Source organism: Micromonospora sp. NPDC005237, assembly GCF_040607775.1.
GTDB lineage: Bacteria > Actinomycetota > Actinomycetes > Mycobacteriales > Micromonosporaceae > Micromonospora.
This window is the reverse complement of sequence record NZ_JBEXHJ010000006.1, coordinates 25,825-44,467: the sequence shown is the minus strand read 5'-3', so window position 1 is coordinate 44,467 and position 18,643 is coordinate 25,825. Positions and strand designations below refer to the sequence as shown.

The following is an 18,643-nucleotide window of genomic DNA, read 5'->3' as shown; positions in this document are numbered from 1 at the left end:
CGGCCGCGTCGCGGGTGGCCTATCCCGCGACGGCGAGGGCCATTCGGCGTACCGCCTCGGTGATCAACTCCGGCGCGGTGGCCAGATTCAGCCGGACGTGACCGCCGCCCCCGGTGCCGAAGGCCGTACCGGAGTTGAGCGCCACCCGGCCGCGGTCGAGGAACACGGCCGCGGGGTCGTCACCGAGGCCCAGGGCGCGGCAGTCGAGCCAGGCGAGATAGGTGGCCTGACCGGGGTCGTAGCGGATGGCGGGCAGATGCTCGGCGAGCAGCGCGGCGAGGAGCCGACGGTTGTCGCCAAGGCCGGTCAACAGGGCGTCGAGCCACTCGCCGCCGTCGCGGAAGGCGGCGGTGTGGGCGATCACGCCGAGGTGGCTGGTGCTGACGCTGGCCCCGAACGGAACGCGGGCGAGGTCTCCCGCCGCGGCCGGGCCGGCGATCAGCAGCGCACCGCGCAGGCCGGCCAGGTTCCACCCCTTGGAGGCGGACATCAGCGACAGGCCGTTCTCGGCGCCCGGCACCGAGAGGTACGGCACGAAGCGCGCTCCCCCGAGCACCACCGGAGCGTGGATCTCGTCGGCGATCACCCGCACCCCGTGCCGCTCGGCCAGGTGGGCGACGGCGGCCAACTCGTCCGCGGTGTGCAGGACGCCGGTCGGGTTGTGCGGGCTGCACAGCAGGTACGCCGCCGGCCGCCCACCGGAACGAGCCTGCCGGAACGCGTCCTGAAGCGTGCCGAGATCGATCCGCAGGTCCCCGCCGAGCGGCGCCTCCACGATCCGGCGGTCGGCGTGCGCCACGAACTCGTAGAACGGTGGGTAGACCGGGCAGTTGACGACCACCGCGTCCCCCGGCTCGGTGACCAGCCGCAACGCCTCGACGACGCCGTGCATCACGTCGGGCACCAGCGCCGTGCGTTCCACCGCCAGCCCGTCCCAACCCCACCGCCGCCGGGCGAACTCCGCCAGCGCCTGCGGGTACGCCGTGCCGGCGGTGTAACCGGTGTCGCCGCGCGCGACAGCGTCGGTGATCGCGGTGGCGACCGGCTCGGCCAGCGGCACGTCCATCTCGGCCACCCAGAGCGGCAGCACGTCGTCGGGGTACTCCCGCCACTTGAGGCTCGTCCGTTGCCGGAGCTGGTCGATCGTGAGCTGACGAAGGGGATTCACCGCGTCGCGCGGAGGGTTCAGCACGCCACTCATGGCCAAAGCCTATTCGGCGAGCCCGCAGCGCGCCGGACCCCTTTCACGGTGCGACGAACTACGCGCTGTCGCGCCCTCGACCTCGGATGACCGTCCCAGCCGCGCCGAACACTCCCGGAAGGTCGTCGGCCGCGCGCGCTCCGGCGGCGACGAGCTCCGCGACGGGCCCGGGCGTACGTGCCCAGACGACCACGTCGACGCCCGCGTTGACGAGGTTCGTCGCCATGGGCACGCCCATGATGCCGAGCCCGATGAATCCCACCGTACGAGCACTCATCCCGGCTACCTGCTTCCGGTCGTCACCGGATCTGGTGTGCCGAGCAGGACGGTGAGGCCTTCTTCGGCCGCCAGCACAGGCCCGTCGAACTCCAGCTGTGCGGCGGCCACTGCGGCTGCCCGGTCGTTGCCCGGCCAGAAGTGGGTGAGCAGCAGGCAGCGGGCGCCCGCCCGGCGAGCCCAGTGACCGGCCTCGGTGGAGGTCATCAGATGGCGGGTGGGTCGGTCGGTCTCGCCGTCGCGGTCGGTGGCCTCGACGATGAACAGATCGGCGTCGCGGCCGAGCTCGGCCAGCACGGGGGTCGGGCCGGTGTCCCCGGAGTAGGCCACCGCTGTCCCGTCGGCCTCGATCCGAATGCCCGCGTTGGGCACGTGGTGCGGAAGGGACAGTCCGGTCAGGTCGAAGGGTCCCACCCGGTAGGTGCCGGGCAGCGGATGCACGTCGAAGACCGCGTGGAGGTCGACGTCCGGCTCCAGGCCGCTGATCCGGTCGAGCACGCCCGGCGGGCAGTACAACGCCAGCCGTGGTTCAGCAGAGGATCCGTAGAACCGCATCCGGAACAGTCCGTGCAGGTCGACGCAGTGATCGGGGTGCTCATGGGTGATGACGACAGCGTCGACCGCACCGTCTGGCCAGTGCCCGAGCAGCCGCGGCAGCGTGGCGTAGCCCAGGTCGAGCACCAGGCGGTAGCCGTCCCAGTCCACCGCGAAACCGCTACAGGCACGGCCCGGCTCGGGAAGGCGCCAGAACTGCCCAGCACGGTGACCCGTCGCATCCGCACAGAGTGCCAGACCGCCAGCCACGAGAGGCCTCACCGCCCACCGCCTGTGATACGCAGACCGGGCCGACAAGGACGGTCAGCGGAGCATTTCCCCGGCAATACGCATCAGCCCGCGATCCCGGCTCCGGCTTGCCGCATCCAGAATCCCGCATCGACGAGGGCGCCGTCAGTGGGATCGACGAACGGAGGGCCTCGTCCAATATCGCAGGCACAGATCAGACCGAACGTTCTGTCGCTAAGATGGTGGGATGACGCGCGACGAACCCGATGCCCGGCCCTCTGAGGCACGGCTCAGGCTTCTCCGCACGGCGATCAGAATCTTCTACGCGGAGGGCATTCACTCCGTCGGCGTCGACCGGATCATCGCCGAGGCGAAGGTGACCAGGGCCACGTTCTACCGGCACTTCCCCAGCAAGGACGACCTCATCCTGGCCTACCTACGTAAGGTGCATCAGCTGGAGCGCGGCATGGTCGACGAGGCCATCGCCGCCAACCGATCGCCGGTCGATCCACTCCTGGCCATCGCGGGTTCCATCGCTCAGAACATCCAGTCCCCCGGGTTCCGCGGGTGCGCCTTTCTGAACGCCGCAGCGGAATACCCCGACACGAACCATCCCGTGCACCAAGAACTCACGGCCCACCGGCAATGGTTCCTGGACACCATCACCATGCTCATGGCACAGGTCCACGAAGAAACGGCGGATCCCGCGGCACGCCACTTCGTCATGCTCCGGGACGGCGCCATGGCAGCCGGATGCCTTTCCGACCCCACGTTGGTGTCCGAGACCTTCCTGCGCGGTGTCGAAGGACTCCTCAGGATCAACTCGGAGCGTCAGTCGGCAGAGTCGGCCCGCTAGTCCTCGCGCGACCGTTGCCGCACGACGTCGAGCTGGGCCACCCCCGGTGAGGGGATGGCCCAGCTCCTTTCGTGTTGCCACCACCGGTTGAGCCCGTTCGTGAGCCTCGTCGCAACGGGTGCCCGGCCGGCGGTGGCGAGCACGGCCGAACGGCTCGGGTCAGCGGCCGTACGCCTCGAGCAGACGTAGCCAGACCTCGCTGACGGTCGGGTACGCGGGAACGGCGTGCCACAGCCGCTCCAGGGGGACCTCACCGACGACGGCGATCGTCGCGGCATGGAGCAGTTCCGCGACGTCCGGGCCGACGAGGGTGAAGCCGACGATGACCCGCCGGTCCTCGTCCACGACCATCCGGGCATGCCCCTGGTAGCCGTCGGCATGCAGCGCGGACCCGGCGACGGCGGCCAGGTCGTAGTCGACGACCCGGGTCCGCAGCCCGGCGGCCTCGGCGGCGGCTGCGGTCAGCCCCACCGACGCGACCTCCGGGTCGGTGAAGACGACCTGCGGCACGGCGCGCGCGTCGGCGGTGGCGACGTGCCGACCCCACGGGCGTTCGTCTGGCGCTTCGCCCCTGGCCCGCGCCACGATCACGTCGCCCACCGCTCGAGCCTGGTACTTGCCCTGGTGGGTCAGGAGCACCCGCCGGTTGACGTCCCCGGCCGCGTACAGCCATCCGTCGCCGATCAACGCGCCGGCACCGTCGACCACTCGCAGGGTGTCGTCGACCGTGAGCCAGGCGCCCGGCTTCAGGCCGATCCGGTCGAGGCCGACGTCGTGCGTGTTCGGCGTACGGCCGATCGCAACGAGGATTTCGTCGGCCTCGACCTGGTCGCCGTCGGTGAGCGTGATGTGCACCGTGCCGTCGCCGTCGCGGCTCACCGAGGTGGCCTCGGCACCGAGTTGGACGGACACGCCGGCTTCTCGCAGGGACTGCGTGACCCGCTCGCCGACGAACGGCTCCGCCAGCGTGAGCACTCCGTCCCGCGCGAGGACCGTCACCGACGATCCGAGGCCGGCGTACGCCGTCGCCATCTCCGCGGCCACCACGCCACCACCGATGATGGCGAGCCGGCCGGGAACCTCGCTCGCGGCGGCGGCCTCACGGCTGGTCCACGGCGCCGCCTCATGCAGGCCGGCGATGTCCGGCACCAGCGCGCTACTTCCGGTCGCGATGACGACCGCGTGTCGGGCGGTGAGCGAGGTCGGGGCGCCGTCCGCGCCGGTCACCTCGACGAACCGGTCGGAGCTGATCCGCCCCTGGCCCCGATACAGCGCGATCCCCGCCGAATTCAGCCAGGACACCTGGCCGTCGTCCTTCCAGTGCGAGGCGAAGGAGTCCCGGCGGCGCAGCACGGCCGCCGCGTCCAGATCGCCGGTCACCGCCTCGCGCGCTCCGGGCAGCTGACGAGCCGCCCGGAGCGCCGTCTGGCTGCGCAGCAACGCCTTGGTCGGCATGCAGGCCCAGTACGAGCACTCACCACCCACCAGTTCCCGCTCGACGATCGCGGCGGTCAGGCCGCCCCGCACGACGCGGTCGGCGACGTTCTCCCCCACCGGCCCCGCGCCGATGACAATGACGTCGTACGTGGCGTTCTGCACGTCAGTTCCCCTTCGCGGCGCGGCCGAGGCGGATGGCTGCGATGAGGAAGAAGATAGCGCCGGGGATGGCGTAGCCGATCGCGTTGGTCAGCGCCGGGTTGTCCGCGGAGGCAGCCGCGAAGAACGATCCACCGGCAATGACGGAGATGCCACCGCTAATGATCATCGGCCACTGGCCACCCATCTTGCGGCGGGTGACGCCCACGATCAGCTGAACCAGCCCGGCCACGACCGCCCAGGCGCCCCAGACACGCAGGACCGCCGGGATGCCGGACGCGCCGGCGATGCCCAGGCCCACCGCGGCGAGCAGGCTGATCGCGACGTTCACGTACAGCAGGGTGGGCGATCCGGTGGCCCGCGACGCGCGGACATCGACGATGGCGGCGGCCACGTCGAACAGCGGGTAGAGCACGAGCAGCGCGACGGTGAGGGGGTTGAGGTGCGGGGCGAGTGGAAACGTCACGGCAGCCCAGACGATTGCGAAGGCGAAGCGGCCGAAATACAACCGCCGCAAGGCAGCGGCCGTCGTCGAGATGCCGGGAACGGCAAGGGTGGTCATGGTCATCCTCTCGGTGATTCCGGAGCGGAGGGACGCCCAGCGGGTGCGGGCCACCGCCGGGACAAGACGGCGGTGCTACTCGATGTTGGAGAACAGCCCCGTGATCTCCACCTGAGCGCCCTGGAGCCCACCGAAGACGGCGCGGGCAGCGGGCGTCGCGACCGCGGCGGAGGCGTCCTCGTAGCTGGCGAAGTACGGGTCGAGCGTCCGGTACGCGGGAGTAGGCGTGCCGTCCTCCTTCGGCCACACCTTGGCTGACTCGACCGCTGAACCTTCGGGAATGTCTCCGCGGCCCGACGCACGTCGGCGTAGACCTTCTCGAACTCGGCAGGGTCGGCGGGATTACCGATAACGAGGGTGATCTTGGTAGGCATGGCGCTCTCCTTCAGGGACAGCCGCGCACCCGGCTGCGCCAGGTGGAACGAACGTTCTGTCCCTGAGAACCGTACCGACCGACACTTCTGCCGTCAAGACCGACCGTTCTATCTGGCCACTATTGATCGAGTGGGGCTCGCCACTACCCGTGACAGCAGCGCAGGTGCGGCATCCGCGCCCGGTGCGTGCCACGCCGGGCGATTACCCGGCGTTCGGGCAGCCGCGGCCCAGTTGGCTGCTGTTCGTGGTGGGCGGTCCGATGCTCTTCCTCGTCGCCCGTATGCGGCTGGAGTACGAGATCTTCGGCCGGGTTTCCCGACCCCCCATGATCGGCTTGGTGGCCCTGCTGCTGTTCACGCCGGCGTTGGCCCGTTGGACGCCGATGGCCGGGCTGAGCGTGGTGGCCGGAGTGCTGGCCCTGGTCGCGCTACTCGACGCGCTGCGAAGCCGGGGGCAGCCGCTGGAGGGTCCCGCCTCGCCGATCGGACGGGAGACGTCCGGAGATCGCGACTCCGAGGCGTGACGCGGCGGTCCTGCGCACCTGCTGCGCGGGCGGAACCACGTGGCGAGGACGGCGGCTGACGCGATCTCCGTGTCCAACACCGCCACGGCCGAAGCGGAGGCGAGGCGGTCGATCGCCGCGATGACCCGTGTCGGATGATCGATCACCAGCTCGTAGCCGACCGCCGTGACGAGCACGCTTAGCACGATCAACAGATGCGTCCGTTCCAACACCGCGCCCAGCCGGCCCGGCATACCCGCTCGGCCGAACGCCTGCGTCAACAGCAAACCGGCGCGGTAGAAGTAGATCCGCCAGAGCAGCGCGCTGGTGACGAACGCGACCGCGAAGGCGGCGGCCCGCTCCGCGGAATAGTCCGCGCCGCTGAAGACCACGCCGATAACCAGAATCGACTCACCGAGTGCGATGAGAAACATCTGTTGATAACGGTCCGCGAGATGGGTCCCCTCGATCCGCCACCGACCTACTTTCGACACCCCGAGCCACGGCAGCGGCCAGCCCAGGGCCCAGGCGAGGTAGTCGACGGCGAGTGCGGCAGCCCACAGCGGCAGGCGGAGTCGGTCCGGGCCCAGCGCGCCGGCCAGCCACAGCGGCGCGCTCGCCGAGGCCCACACGGCAAGTCGGATCGGCACCAGCCGTCGCGGGTGGCCACGCAGCGCGGCGGCGATCACCACTGGCCGCACCACCATCACCATCAGGTACGCGGCCGTGAACGGGAGCGCTCGCTCCTCCATGGCGCGTGGCAACGTCACCGCCATGATCAGGCCGGCGAACATGGTGCCGACCACGACGGCTTGAATGATCGGTTGCTCTGGTTCGTAGCGACTGGTGATCCAGGCGGTGTGCGACCAGACCAGCCAGAGCGCCAGAAAGAGCAGCAGGGTACGTCCGAACCCGGTGACGAGCGCCCAGCCAGTGTCATCGCTCAAGGTGGCGAATCGTTGCGAGACCCGGGTGAGGGCAACGACGAAGGCCAGATCGAAGAACAGCTCCAGGAAAGTGGCACGGCCCGAACTGGTGGGAGGGCGCAGCAGCTCGGCACCCCGCCCCGCCGCCATCGTCCGCCTCCGTCCGCCCCGTGTCACCAACGAGCCGGTCGCCAGAGGAGTTGCGTCAGCCCTCATCCCGCCGCAACGACGCCTGGCAAGCGCAGGAGTCGTTCAGAAAGGTGAAATCGCTGGCGTTGGCGCGGTCGCCCCGGTCAGTCGATGCCTTCGATGATGCGGAAGTCGCGCTCGACGCCGTCGGAGAGGGCGACCAGCGCCTCCTGGTAGGCCTCGCTCTCGTGTGCCGCGACGGCCTGTTCGAAGCTGTCGAACTCGATCAGGACGGTGCGCTCGGCGATTCCGGCGTCGTGTGCGACGACTCGACCGCCGCGGGAGAGGACCCGCCCGCCCCCGGCCTGGACGGCTGGAGCGGCCAGCTTGTTGTAGGCAGTCAGCTTCTCAGGGTCTGAAATGGTGCGGTAGGCACTGACCCAGTAGCCCTTGGCCACGGAACCTCCAGTGTTCTTTCCACGATCGGCTGACGGGCTTGACCCGTTTCGAGGGACAGGGGCGCTGCGGTGTCAGGCTACCCGCCGGGCCGTACCGAGTGGGTCGCGGTGGCTACACAGGCCGCTGGCTGAGGTAGCCCAGGCTGCGGCCGAAGGCGTCCGTGCCGTAAAACTCCTGCGAGATCAGATGACCCTCGGACTGTCAATGAACGAATCGAGATTGATTGAGGTGATCTCAGCGGGAATCGGGCAGGTATCGGTGTTCGAAATGGGTCAATACGAGGCTGGCGCGGACGATGTCGCCGACGTCGAGGATCACGTGGGACCAGCCCTCGTCCGCGACCCGCCGCAGGGCGGTGTGTAGGTCCGGGGCCTGAGCGGACAGGACCGTGATGGCCTCGGCGATGTAGCGGTACGCCGTGGCCCTCGACACGGCGAATCCAGCGCCGAGCAGGGTCTTGTCCCCGCCTTTGCGGAACCAGACCAGCGCCATCAGCGCCTGACGAAAGCAGGTCATCGCCCTGGTGCCCTTTCGGGTGCCGCGGGCGCGGCGTTCGGTGGCCAGCAGCCGGGCAAGGTGGTGCACGAGTTCCCTTGGGGACGTCGAGCATGGCACGATAAGCGATCACGTGGAGTCCTGACTGGTGAAGTAGATTTTGGCAGATCTTCTTCTACCGAGGACTCCACGCCGAGTCCAGCACCGTCCGCTCTGGACGGTTGGTTCCGTGTCGACCCATTTCCGGACTCCAGCTCCGGCATTGACACTTCGCTAAAGAGCTGGCCAGACCGCAGGCCATGCAGCCGTACGCGATCCTGCGTCGCATTCGAAGGGCCGGCCCAATCAGCGTGGGAACGGACCCAGAGGTGACTTGTCGCCTACTGACCACTTGTGGCCGAACGGGTCCGTGAAGCCACCTTGACGGTGCGTCCCCCAGGGCACGTGGTGATCCTCGATTCCCGCTCCGGCGATCGCGCCCGCGGCCACGGCGCGCTCGATGAAGGTGTCGGGATCATCGCCGAACACCTCAATGCGGGTGCTTGTGACCCCCGCCTGGCCGGGACTGGTCTCTGTGGGGTTCTCGGGATTGACCTCATGGAGGAAGAAGGCCGCGCCACTGATCTCAAGGCCGGCGACGCCACCAAGGTTCCACAGCTCTGTCGCGCCCAGCGCAGCCTTGTACCAGGCGACCGCAGCGTCAGCATCCGGGACGATCAGCATCACAGAGATCACTGATGGCGAAGCGGACACCGTGTCGCCGGACGGCACGGAACGATCTCTCAGTTCCTCAGTCATACCCACAGCATGCCCGATGTCACCAGCAGCGTCTCTCCAGTCCGGCCCACGGCCAGACTCCACCAGCCCCGAAGACGAGCAGCTCGCGAAGCGTCAGTGCCGTCCAACCCTTTGCTGAGATCACTTCATTGAGGCCACACGCGAACCCGAACTGCAAGGTATTGAGATTCCCCTCCCTGCCGGCGGATTTCCTGGCCGATGACGGAAACACAAACCTATGCTTGCCGCCGACCGCACTGCGGCTCGTCCGGGCCGAGGGACACCCATACAAGGACTTGCGAATGCGCCGGAAGTCTGCTCTGAACAACGGCACTGCTGGCGTCAGCGAACCACCGACCTCTACCGCGGAGGGCGTCGCGCGCCGATCCGCGATAGCCGAGGAACAGGCGTTTCTCGACGTGGCCACGGCCCGGCGCGACAAGCTGGTCGACCAGCTACAGGTCGAGCTTTCGTCGGAGGCGCTGGACGCATTGGCGCTGGCCCGGCAGCGCATGCTCCGCCAGCAGTTCGACGAGCTCCAGCGAGCAGAGGAAGGGCTGGTCTTCGGCCGCCTCGACGGTCTTGACGGCACCGTGCGCCACGTCGGCCGTGTCGGTCTCCGCGACGACGGCGAGGGCAGCGAGCCAATGCTGGTGGACTGGCGCGCTCCCGCAGCTCGGCCGTTCTACACCGCGACGGCTGTCGACCCACAGGGTCAGGCACGGCGCCGACACATCCGTACGACGGGATCGGTCGTCGTCGGCGTGGACGACGAGCCTCTGGACGGAACCACGACGGCGGAACTCGTCGGCGAAGGCGCTCTCCTGGCCGCCCTCGACCAGCGGCGCACCGGTCGCATGTCGACAGCGATCTCCACGCTGCAACGCGAACAGGACGACATCGTCCGGGCGGAGGCGACCGGCCCACTGATCGTTCAGGGCGGTCCCGGCACCGGCAAGACCGTTGTCGCCCTGCACCGCGTCGCGTACCTGCTGTTCACCCACCGCAAGATGGCCGACCAGGCGGTCCTGGTTCTGGGCCCCTCGCCGCGGTTCCTCAAGTACATCGCCCAGGTGCTACCCGCGCTCGGTGAGACCGCCGTCGTCTCGGCGACCTGCGACACCCTGCTGACCGACGTTCAGGTGGGCCGCGACGAGAGCCGGCCTCTCGCCGAGATCAAGGGCCGCGCCCTCTGGCAGCCCGCGCTCGAAAACTACGTCACGTCGCTGCTTCCCCGGCCCCGCGAGCTGAAGCTGCGCTGGGAGGGCGAGTTCTACGTCATCGCAGCCACAACTGTGGCGCACGCCCTCGCCTCGGCGGTGCAGGGACGCCCCTACCACCGCGCCCGCGCGGCGTTCGCCGAGCAGTTGCATCACCTACTCGCCGATGTCGTCGCCGAGCAGCGCGAGGCGCTGATGGACGAGATGGAGGAGGGCTTCGAGGACATCCTCGCTCGCGTCGACAGGGACATGGGGAATGACCACCACTCCGCCCGGACGTCCACCGGCAGTGACATCGACGGGTTGCTCTCCGAGGAGGAGACCGAACAGTTGCGCGATGTCGTATCGCCGAGGACGCCACCATCGCCCGGTTCATCGAGGCATGGTGGCCCACCCTCGACCCCGAAACCCTGCTGGGTGATCTCCTGACCGACCGCACCCTGCTGGCCCGGTTCGCCCCGCAGCTGTCCCCCGAGGAGATCACCGCCGTCGCGGCCGAGCCCGCCGGATGGGCATCAAGCGACATTCCCCTGCTCGACACCATTGCCGACCTGCTCGGCGAGGTCGACGCCCCGCAACCACAGGGCGAGTTCGTTGCCGACCGCGCTCGCCGGCAGCGTGGCTGGGTGTACGGCCACGTCGTCATCGACGAGGCGCAGGAGCTGTCCGAGATGCAGTGGCAGATGGTTCTGCGGCGCTGTCCCAGCCGCTCCATCACCGCCGTCGGTGACATCGACCAGGCGGAGGCAGCCCACCGGCACACCAGCTGGGCACAAGCGGTGCGGGCCGTTTTCGGAGACCGCTGGACCGCCGCGGAACTCACCATCTGCTACCGGACCCCGCGCGAGGTCATGGACCTCACCGAACCGGTCTTGAAGAAGGCTGGCAGCCACAACACGCCGCCACGGGCGGTACGCTCCTCCGGCATCGCCCCCTGGGAGCTCACGATCGCACCCGCTGATCTTGCTGGTGCTGCCGCCGAAGCAGTGCGGCAGCTGCAGCAGCGGTGGCACGGCGGCACGGTCGGCGTCATCGCTCCCGCCGACCGCATCGCCGAACTCCTGGCCGTGCTGAGTGATGTGCCAGTGCTCACCGCGACCCAGTCCAAGGGATTGGAATGGGACGCGACGCTCCTCATTGACCCCAGGGCATCGCCGCTGAGCCGCGCGGTTGGAACGGCCTCTACGTCGCGCTCACCCGATGCACCCAGGAACTCGGACAGCTGATCCTCACGCAGTAGTCGCCACCTCTACTGAAGGGGCTGTCCGCGTCCGGCGTACATCAGCGCTGGTGGCGGGAGCCGAGCCGGCCCAGGCGAACGAATCCGTTGACAACATCATCGGCACCTCAATACGCTTAACAGCTTCGTTAAGCGAAGGGGGTTCAGGTGGCTGGCACCGACCAGCTCAGCGCGGTGTTCTCGGCGCTCGCCGACCCGACTCGACGGGCAATCCTCGCCGAGCTGGCCGAACGCGACGCCACGGTCACCGATCTGACCGCTTCTTTCTCCATCTCGATGCCAGCGGTGTCACGGCACCTGAAGGTGCTCGAACGCGCCGCGCTCATCTCGCGATCGCGGTCGGGCAAGTGGCGCGAGAGCCGCCTCGAGGCTGCCCCGCTGCGCGAGGCGGCCGACTGGATCGAGCACTACCGGCGGTTCTGGGACTCGTCCCTCAGCCGCCTCGATGCCCACCTTGCCGCGGTGCAGGCCGCCGGACGAGCAACGGATCAGATGGCCGACGACTCCCGGGAGCTCGAATGAACGCCGAAACTCCGCAGCTCGTCATCTCTCGCGTGTTCGACGCGCCACGGGAGCGAAAGAGCAGGATCATGACGAACTTCGTTTTCGTCCCCGGAATGTGCCACGGCGGCTGGTGCTTCGAGCACCTCACCCGGCGACTGCGCGACGTCGGGCACACCGTCCACCCGCTGACCTTGACCGGCGTGAGTGAACGCCGACACCTGCTGCAGGGCACGGTGAACCTCGACACGCACATCCAGGACGTCATCGCCGTCCTTGAGGGCGAGTACCTGCGGGAGACGGTACTGGTCGGGCACAGCTACGGCGAAATGGTGATCACCGGGGCCGCCGACCGGGCGCCGGACCGGGTCGACTCCTTGGTCTACCTGGACGCGGTGGTGCCCGGCGACGGTGACTCCTGCTGGTCACTCGTCTCGGACCAGGAACGGAGATGGTATGCGGACGTGGACGAGACGGGATGTGCGTCCCGGCCACTGCCGTTCTTCGACGCCCGGGCGACGGCACACCCGATCGCCTCCGTGCTCCAACCGCTACGGCTCGCCGGCGACCTGGCGCACATCCGCCGCCGGGACTACGTGTACGCCGCCGGGTGGGCCGACCAGTCGCCGTTCACCCCGACCTACCGCAAGCTGAGCAAGGACCCCCGCTGGACCACGCACGCGCTGGCCGCCGGCCACAACCTCATGCGCGACGCCCCGGACGAGCTGGCGAGGATCCTGAGCGACGTCGCCGCGTCCCGCTGATCGGCGCCTCCGCCGGCGCCGCCGGGAGACGCTCGCCGAGGCGTACCGCTGGTGTCCCCCAGAGCACCAGCGCGCCCAGGCCCGCACCCGATCCGCCGGCGCGGACCCGGCGACCTGCTGCGTCGACCGTACGGCAGAGCCCAGCTGCGGGCGACCTAAGGGGCCGGCTGCAGACCCGTGAACGGGAAGATCCACTCCGGGGTGGGCTGCGGAAATCACCTGCACACAGGCATCCTCGATGATCGTCCTTACCGGATGATCATCGGGGTTACGAGGCGTTCGCTTGGCAGGATTCAGGATCGGGAGGCTACCTGGGGCAGGTGCCGGGCAAGTTCGGCGCGCAGGACGCCGGTCGCGGGCCTAAGCAAGCCGACGCTGACCGTGTAGACAGGCTGTCCCGCACGGAGCCGTGGACGAAGTGTCGTGGCAGACGGCACGACCGCTGCGGGGAGCAGAGTGACCTCAAGGACGGCGAACGGACCAGGACGGCGGACCATCGCCGACTGGATGGCCTGCCACGGGAGAACGGCCATCCGCCCCCGCTCGGCGAGCCTCAACGCCGGACCGGTTACGTCGACAGATGACCAGTTCCTTCGGTGCAGGGCGAGCGAGAAAGCGCTGAGGAGGACGGCGTAGAGGACGCCTGACGCGACGATGTTCGTCAGGTCGGCAGGCGGCCGCCCAGCAACGAGTGATAGAAGGACTTGGACAAGAGCCCAGGCCAGCAAGCCGATCACCAGCTTGAACAGGAACATGAGGCGGGCGGACGTACGGAACATCGTCCCGTCGCTTGCGTCCATGAAGGGCCCTCCCGTCGACCGATGCAGCCGACTGTAGAGCAGCCGATCACCTCGGCTGCGGCGCAGGCGTCGGATGAGTACCTGCCGACGATCCGGCCCCACCAATCCGGCCTCGCCGGCACCAGTCCTTGACGACCGGCCATGCCCTCTACCCCGACCAGATGGTTCAGCGGTCACACTTCCGAGATGGAGGTCGGGTCACGAGACATCCCTTAGCGATCCCTGGAGCTGGACGATCTGAACGACGAATCGCCGGTGGCCACGACCGGCTCGCCGCACGGAAACGCCGTCGCCCAACCGGAGCTGGCGCGAAGCGCGGCCACCGCCGCCCGGGCTGCCTCCGGGCTGGGGGCAGCAAGGGCCGCCCCGGCGATCTGGCGGCACTCGTCCAGGGTGTGCGCGGCCAGGGACTCGTGCACCGCCGGAATGCTGCGGGGCGCCATGGACAGGCTGGTGATGCCCAGGCCTGCCAGCACCAGAGCGAAATTGGGATCCGCTGCGGACTCTCCACACACGCCAACTGGCTTGCCCGCCTCGACGCCGGCTGCCGCGCAGGAGGCGAGGAGCGCGATCAGCGCGGGCTGCCACGGGTCGAGCAGGTCAGCGAGGTCGCCGCACATGCGGTCAGCGGCGAACGTGTACTGGCTGAGGTCGTTGGTGCCGATGCTGAGGAAGTCCGCGTGGCGAAGCACCTGGCTGGCACGCAGGGCAGCGGCCGGCACCTCGATCATCACGCCGGCGGTTGGCAGGCCGTGCTCGCGGCAGGACTCGGTGAACGCGGCCGCCTCCGCCGCCGTGGCGACCATCGGCGCCATCACCCACACGTCGGCGTCCGCCGCCGCAGCCGCCGTCGCGATCGCGGCCAGCTGCGTGGTGAGTACGGCGGGTGTCTGCCGCGCGACCCGCAGGCCGCGGATGCCCAGCGCAGGGTTGGGTTCATCGGCCAGACGCAGGAACGGCAGCGGCTTGTCAGCGCCGGCGTCGAGGGTGCGTACGACGATCTTGCGGCCGGGCAGCGCGGCGAAGACGTCGCGGTACGCGGCGACCTGCTCTTCGTGCGACGGCGGGTCGCTGCGGTCGAGGTAGAGCAGCTCGGTGCGGAACAGGCCGACGCCTTCCACCTCGCCGGTGAGGTCGCGGGCGGAGCCGATGTTGGCCAGTAGCGCGATGGGATGGCCGTCTGCGGTCCGCCCCGGGCCCTGGGAGCGGGCGCGGCGTTCGATCTCCGCGAGTCGGTCCGCGTTGACAGTGGTCACCGTGTCGGCGGAGACGCCGGCCACCACGACGCCGCTCGCCCCGTCGAGAGTGGCCAGCGTGCCGTCGGTCACGTCCAGGATGCCCGCGCAGCGGACCACGGCCGGGATGCCGAGTGTCCGGGCCAGGATCGCGGTGTGGCTGGTCGGGCCGCCCTCGGCCGTGACCAGGCCCAGCACCAGGGCCGGTTCGAGGCCGGCGGTGTCGGCGGGCGCCAGGTCGCGGGCGATGAGCAGGTACGGGTGGCCAGGGTTCGGCACGCCCGGCATCGGCAGCCCCAGGCACGCGGCGACGAGGCGGTCCCGCAGGTCGTCCAGGTCGCTGACCCGCTCGGCGAGGTACCCGCCCGCGGCTTCGAAGGCGGCCCGATGCACGGCGAGCACGTCGGTGATCGCGTGCGGCGCGTCCGCACCGCCGTCGATGGCGATGTCGGCCGCGTCGATGAGCGTCTCGTCCTGCGCCATCATCACCTGGGCGCGCAGGACCTCGGCGGCGGTCGCGTCCAGGGCGGTGTCGGCGCGACGGGTCAGGTCGGCGGCGACGGCGAGGACCGCTTCCCGCACGGCCGCCTTCTCGGCTGCGGGATCAACGGTCTCCGCCAACGGCGGCAGGGCCGGCGGCGGAGCCAGCCGGTAGACCGGCCCCGCCGCACCGCCAGGGCTGGCCCCGATTCCCCGAAGTTCACGCATCGACGGCATCCAGATCACGTTCGAGGAGGTCGGCCAGGGTGTCGACGGCGGCCTGCGCGCCGTCGCCGTCGGCCTCCAGGGTGACCTCGGTGCCCTTCCTGGCGCCGAGCGACAGCACGGCGAGCATGCTGCGGGCCGGCACGGGTTTTTTGTCGCCGGTGCGGATGGTGACCAGCACCGGCTGCTTCGCCGCTTCGGCGACGAACAGCGCCGCCGGGCGGGCGTGCAGCCCGCTGGCGGAGCCGACGAGGACTGTTCTGGTGGGCAACGGATCCTCCTACGGTTCGATCGTCACCTTGATCGCTTCGCCGCGCGCCACGATGCCGAAGGCGTCGAGGGCGCGGTCGAGCGGCAGGCGGTGGGTGATGAGATCGGCGACCGGCACGGAGCCGTTGGCGATGAGTCGCAGCGCCTCCTTGTTGTGTTCCGGGCTGGAGCCGTTGGCACCGACGATGGTCAGTTCGCGGTAGTGCACGAGGTTGGAGTCCAGGGAGATGACCGGCTTGTCCTTCGGCAGGCCGCCGAAGAAGCTGATCCGGCCCTGCCGCGCGGTCATCTGCACCGCCTGCTCCTGGGCGGCGCCAGCGGCCGTGGCGGTAATGACGACGTCGGCACCCCGGCCCTCGGTGAGCTTGAGCACCGCGTCGACGACGTCGGTCTCGGCGCCGCAGATCGCCGCGTCCGGCTGCACCAGGTTGGCGGCCAGGTCGAGGCGTTCGCGGTTGAGGTCGACGAGGAGCACCCGGGCCGCGCCGCGCGCCCGGGCCAGACGGACATGCAGGCAGCCGATCGGCCCGGCGCCCACGACGACCACGTCGTCGCCCTCCCCCACACCGGCGAGGTTCTGGCCGTTGAGGACGCAGGCGAGGGGCTCGGCGACGGACGCCTCGGCGAAGCTGAGTCCCTCGGGGATCCGGTTGAGCCCGTCGACGGCGAGGACGTTGTGGGGCACGACCACGTATTCGGCGAACCCGCCGTCGAAGTGGTATCCCATCGACACCTGGTTGGGGCACACGGTCATCCGGCCGCGCTGGCACTCGGCGCACGTACCGCAGGGGATGGCGGCGATGACCTGGACCCGGTCCCCCGGCCGCCAGCCCGTGACTTCGTCACCGACTTCGGTGATCTCGCCGGCGATCTCGTGGCCCATGACGCGCGGCGGGGCGATGTGGTGGTGGCCGAAGCGGGAGATCTTCACGTCGGTGCCGCAGGTGGAGCATGCGCGGACGCGGATCTTCACGTCGGCGGGGCCCGGCGTGGGCTCGGGCGCGTCCTCGATGCGGACGTCACCGGGTGCGTGGAATCGGACAACCTTCACGAGGGGTTCCCTTCGAGGATAGCGATCACGTCATCGGCGCTCGTCGACTCTCGTAGCCGCTGCGCCTGCGCCGGGTCCATCAACACCGAGGCGAGTTGGGCCAGGATGTCCACGTGCCCGTCGCCGGCCGCGGCGATGGCGACACAGACCCGCACGTCGAAGCCGTCCCAGTCGACGCCGTCCGGGAAGCGCAGCACCGCGAGGGCGTCGCGCTGGACCGACTCCTTGCTGTTCAGCGTGCCGTGCGGGATGGCGACGCCCTCCCCGATGTACGTGGAGACGCTCCGCTCGCGGGCGAGCATCGCGTCCACGTACGCCGGGGCGACCGCGCCGACCTCGACGAGTACCGCGCCGCAGCGGCTGATCGCTTCGTCCCGCGATCGGGCCCGCTCGTCGAGCCGGATCGCGTCACGGGCCAGCAGCTCAGCCACTCAGCTCACCACCGCGCTGTACCGCGTTCACGACCCTGGTGACGGCCGGGTCGCCGATGAACACCTGGATCGGCACGATCACCTTGTCGGGTGCGCTGACCCGGGCCCGCGCGGCGAGCCCCTGGTGGCAGATGACCACGTCTGCGTCCGCCGGGATCGAGTTGACCGGGGTGTGCTCGACGGTCACCGCGTTCTTCGCCAGTTGCCGCCGAAGTTGGCTGGCCAGCATCACGCTGCTGCCCATGCCGGCGTCGCAGGCGACGACGACCTTCTTGATTTCGGTGCCGTTGATGGTGGGCATCTGTTCAGACCTCCTGCTTCGCCGGCTTGTCGAGGGTCTCGTCGGGGTCGACAGCCCTTTCCTGCTCTGGGCGGACAGCCACCTCTTCGTCCGGGCCGACAGCGTCCGCTGCGGGCTCGCCGCGCCCGAAGCCGAGCAGGGCCGAGGCGACCGCGAAGGTGACGGCGGCGGCGATCACGACGCCGAGAATGACCCCGAAGTGGCCGCCCTTGGGAGTGACCGCGAGGTAGGCGAAGATGCTGCCCGGCGAGGGGGTGGCGACCAGGCCCGCACCGGTGATCACGAAGGTGCCGACGCCGGCCGCACCCCCGGCGATCATGGCGAGGATCAGCTTCGGCTTCATCAGCACGTACGGGAAATAGATCTCGTGGATGCCGCCGAGGAACTGCACGATGATCGCGGCCGGAGCGCTGGGGCGCAGCGCGCGGGGGCCGAAGAGCATGAAGGCGAGCAGCAGACCGAGGCCGGGGCCGGGGTTCGACTCGATCATGAACAGGATCGACTTGCCCTTGTCGGCGGCCTCGGCGATGCCCAGCGGGCCGAATACGCCGTGGTTGATGGCGTTGTTGAGGAAGAGCACCTTGGCGGGTTCGACGAGCACCGAGGTCAGCGGCAGCAGGTCCTTGCCGACGAGCCAGTCGACGCCTGCGCCGGCCTGCTTGGTGAGCCATTCGACCACCGGGCCGATGCCGTAGACGCCGCCGATGGCCATCGCGGCGCCGATGATGCCGGCGCTGAAGTTGTCGACAAGCATCTCGAAGCCGGGGCGGATCCTGTTCTCGACCAGGCTGTCGAACAGCTTGAGGAGATAGGCCGTGAGCGGCCCAATGATCATCGCGCCGAGGATCATCGGCACGTCCGCGCCGACGACGAGGCCCATGGTCGCCACCGCGCCCACGACGGCACCGCGCTGGCCGTGGACCAGCCGGCCGCCGGTGTAGCCGATGAGCACCGGTAGCAGGATGCTGATGATCGGGCCGACCAGTTCCGCCAGGGTCTTGTTGGGCAGCCAGCCGGTCGGAATGAACAGTGCGGTGATCAGGCCCCAGGCGATGAACGCGCCGATGTTGGGCATGACCATCGCGGCCAGGTAGCCGCCGAGGCGTTGCACTGTGGCTTTGGGGCCCTGGCCCTTTACTTCTGGTGTGTAGGAAGAGGAGGTCACGGGGGTATCTCCTTCATGAGGGG

The 18,643-nt window shown here is 69.6% G+C and carries 22 protein-coding genes and 1 pseudogene; 5 read left to right on the top strand and 18 right to left on the bottom strand.

The window, feature by feature from the left end; genetic code table 11:
- Positions 1 to 19: 19 nt before the first annotated feature.
- The 3 genes from ABZT87_RS17470 to ABZT87_RS17460 are packed head-to-tail and all read right to left on the bottom strand — an operon-like array spanning position 20 to position 2,182.
- Positions 20 to 1,201, bottom strand: a complete 1,182-nt coding sequence (locus ABZT87_RS17470; protein ID WP_355136572.1) for an aminotransferase class I/II-fold pyridoxal phosphate-dependent enzyme — start codon at positions 1,199 to 1,201, stop codon at positions 20 to 22.
- Positions 1,202 to 1,259: 58 nt separating this feature from the next.
- Positions 1,260 to 1,478: an NAD(P)-binding domain-containing protein gene (locus ABZT87_RS17465; protein ID WP_354855638.1), complete on the bottom strand. Its 219-nt coding sequence runs from the start codon at positions 1,476 to 1,478 to the stop codon at positions 1,260 to 1,262.
- A 5-nt stretch (positions 1,479 to 1,483) separates the two neighbouring features.
- Positions 1,484 to 2,182 (bottom strand): MBL fold metallo-hydrolase, encoded by a 699-nt coding sequence (locus ABZT87_RS17460; protein ID WP_354855639.1) that lies wholly within the window; start codon positions 2,180 to 2,182, stop codon positions 1,484 to 1,486.
- A 325-nt stretch (positions 2,183 to 2,507) separates the two neighbouring features.
- Here ABZT87_RS17460 and ABZT87_RS17455 point away from each other — a divergent pair, with 325 nt between their 5' ends.
- Positions 2,508 to 3,116 carry a helix-turn-helix domain-containing protein gene (locus ABZT87_RS17455; protein WP_354855640.1) on the top strand — a complete coding sequence of 203 codons (609 nt, stop codon included), beginning with the start codon at positions 2,508 to 2,510 and terminating at the stop codon, positions 3,114 to 3,116.
- Between the two features lie 159 nt (positions 3,117 to 3,275).
- On the opposite strand, the gene ABZT87_RS17450 is transcribed toward ABZT87_RS17455, so the two are convergent.
- The 7 genes from ABZT87_RS17450 to ABZT87_RS17420 all read right to left on the bottom strand — a co-directional run bounded on the left by ABZT87_RS17450 (position 3,276) and on the right by ABZT87_RS17420 (position 8,958).
- Positions 3,276 to 4,715 carry an NAD(P)/FAD-dependent oxidoreductase gene (locus ABZT87_RS17450; protein ID WP_354855641.1) on the bottom strand — a complete coding sequence of 480 codons (1,440 nt, stop codon included), beginning with the start codon at positions 4,713 to 4,715 and terminating at the stop codon, positions 3,276 to 3,278.
- 1 nt (position 4,716) lies between these two features.
- Positions 4,717 to 5,274 (bottom strand): hypothetical protein, encoded by a 558-nt coding sequence (locus ABZT87_RS17445; RefSeq protein WP_355136570.1) that lies wholly within the window; start codon positions 5,272 to 5,274, stop codon positions 4,717 to 4,719.
- Between the two features lie 75 nt (positions 5,275 to 5,349).
- Positions 5,350 to 5,523, bottom strand: coding sequence for a hypothetical protein (locus ABZT87_RS17440; RefSeq protein ID WP_355136568.1), 174 nt, complete (start codon positions 5,521 to 5,523; stop codon positions 5,350 to 5,352).
- Positions 5,524 to 5,850: 327 nt separating this feature from the next.
- A complete protein-coding gene (locus ABZT87_RS17435; RefSeq protein ID WP_355136566.1) occupies positions 5,851 to 7,227 on the bottom strand; it encodes a low temperature requirement protein A in 1,377 nt (458 codons plus the stop codon).
- A 143-nt stretch (positions 7,228 to 7,370) separates the two neighbouring features.
- Complete coding sequence (locus tag ABZT87_RS17430; protein ID WP_354855645.1) at positions 7,371 to 7,664, bottom strand: DUF1330 domain-containing protein; 294 nt, start codon at positions 7,662 to 7,664, stop codon at positions 7,371 to 7,373.
- A 235-nt stretch (positions 7,665 to 7,899) separates the two neighbouring features.
- A complete protein-coding gene (locus ABZT87_RS17425) occupies positions 7,900 to 8,250 on the bottom strand; it encodes a transposase family protein (RefSeq protein WP_355136564.1) in 351 nt (116 codons plus the stop codon).
- 255 nt (positions 8,251 to 8,505) lie between these two features.
- The gene (locus ABZT87_RS17420; protein WP_354855647.1) at positions 8,506 to 8,958 is read right to left on the bottom strand and encodes a VOC family protein; all 453 of its coding nucleotides are present in this window, start codon (positions 8,956 to 8,958) and stop codon (positions 8,506 to 8,508) included.
- Positions 8,959 to 9,086: 128 nt separating this feature from the next.
- Here ABZT87_RS17420 and ABZT87_RS17415 point away from each other — a divergent pair, with 128 nt between their 5' ends.
- On the top strand, positions 9,087 to 10,586 hold the full coding sequence (locus tag ABZT87_RS17415) for a UvrD-helicase domain-containing protein (protein WP_355136562.1): 1,500 nt from the start codon (positions 9,087 to 9,089) through the stop codon (positions 10,584 to 10,586).
- An 86-nt stretch (positions 10,587 to 10,672) separates the two neighbouring features.
- On the opposite strand, the gene ABZT87_RS17410 is transcribed toward ABZT87_RS17415, so the two are convergent.
- The gene (locus ABZT87_RS17410) at positions 10,673 to 10,795 is read right to left on the bottom strand and encodes a hypothetical protein (protein WP_355065925.1); all 123 of its coding nucleotides are present in this window, start codon (positions 10,793 to 10,795) and stop codon (positions 10,673 to 10,675) included.
- Between ABZT87_RS17410 and ABZT87_RS17405 the strand changes: the two genes are divergently transcribed.
- The 3 genes from ABZT87_RS17405 to ABZT87_RS17395 all read left to right on the top strand — a co-directional run bounded on the left by ABZT87_RS17405 (position 10,784) and on the right by ABZT87_RS17395 (position 12,662).
- Positions 10,784 to 11,383, top strand: coding sequence for a hypothetical protein (locus ABZT87_RS17405; RefSeq protein ID WP_355136560.1), 600 nt, complete (start codon positions 10,784 to 10,786; stop codon positions 11,381 to 11,383). The genes ABZT87_RS17410 and ABZT87_RS17405 overlap by 12 nt on opposite strands.
- Before the next feature lie 161 nt (positions 11,384 to 11,544).
- Entirely contained in the window at positions 11,545 to 11,919 is a 375-nt protein-coding gene (locus ABZT87_RS17400; RefSeq protein WP_355136558.1) for a metalloregulator ArsR/SmtB family transcription factor, read from the top strand.
- Between the two features lie 68 nt (positions 11,920 to 11,987).
- The gene (locus ABZT87_RS17395) at positions 11,988 to 12,662 is read left to right on the top strand and encodes an alpha/beta hydrolase (RefSeq protein WP_355136556.1); all 675 of its coding nucleotides are present in this window, start codon (positions 11,988 to 11,990) and stop codon (positions 12,660 to 12,662) included.
- A 293-nt stretch (positions 12,663 to 12,955) separates the two neighbouring features.
- Here ABZT87_RS17395 and ABZT87_RS17390 read toward each other — a convergent pair whose 3' ends face one another.
- From ABZT87_RS17390 to ABZT87_RS17360, 7 genes and pseudogenes are all read right to left on the bottom strand, one after another.
- Entirely contained in the window at positions 12,956 to 13,462 is a 507-nt protein-coding gene (locus ABZT87_RS17390) for a hypothetical protein (protein WP_355136554.1), read from the bottom strand.
- Between the two features lie 338 nt (positions 13,463 to 13,800).
- A pseudogene (gene ptsP, locus ABZT87_RS17385) lies at positions 13,801 to 15,405 on the bottom strand (phosphoenolpyruvate--protein phosphotransferase); the annotation flags it as partial.
- Positions 15,398 to 15,673 (bottom strand): HPr family phosphocarrier protein, encoded by a 276-nt coding sequence (locus ABZT87_RS17380; protein WP_354855655.1) that lies wholly within the window; start codon positions 15,671 to 15,673, stop codon positions 15,398 to 15,400. The pseudogene ptsP and the gene ABZT87_RS17380, both read right to left, overlap by 8 nt.
- A 9-nt stretch (positions 15,674 to 15,682) precedes the next feature.
- Complete coding sequence (locus tag ABZT87_RS17375) at positions 15,683 to 16,723, bottom strand: zinc-dependent dehydrogenase (protein WP_355136552.1); 1,041 nt, start codon at positions 16,721 to 16,723, stop codon at positions 15,683 to 15,685.
- Positions 16,720 to 17,154: a PTS sugar transporter subunit IIA gene (locus ABZT87_RS17370; RefSeq protein ID WP_355065911.1), complete on the bottom strand. Its 435-nt coding sequence runs from the start codon at positions 17,152 to 17,154 to the stop codon at positions 16,720 to 16,722. The genes ABZT87_RS17375 and ABZT87_RS17370 overlap by 4 nt, the downstream gene beginning before the upstream one ends.
- Positions 17,147 to 17,455: a PTS lactose transporter subunit IIB gene (locus tag ABZT87_RS17365; RefSeq protein WP_354855658.1), complete on the bottom strand. Its 309-nt coding sequence runs from the start codon at positions 17,453 to 17,455 to the stop codon at positions 17,147 to 17,149. The genes ABZT87_RS17370 and ABZT87_RS17365 overlap by 8 nt, the downstream gene beginning before the upstream one ends.
- Before the next feature lie 4 nt (positions 17,456 to 17,459).
- Positions 17,460 to 18,620: a PTS mannitol transporter subunit IICB gene (locus ABZT87_RS17360; protein ID WP_354855659.1), complete on the bottom strand. Its 1,161-nt coding sequence runs from the start codon at positions 18,618 to 18,620 to the stop codon at positions 17,460 to 17,462.
- Positions 18,621 to 18,643 lie beyond the last annotated feature (23 nt).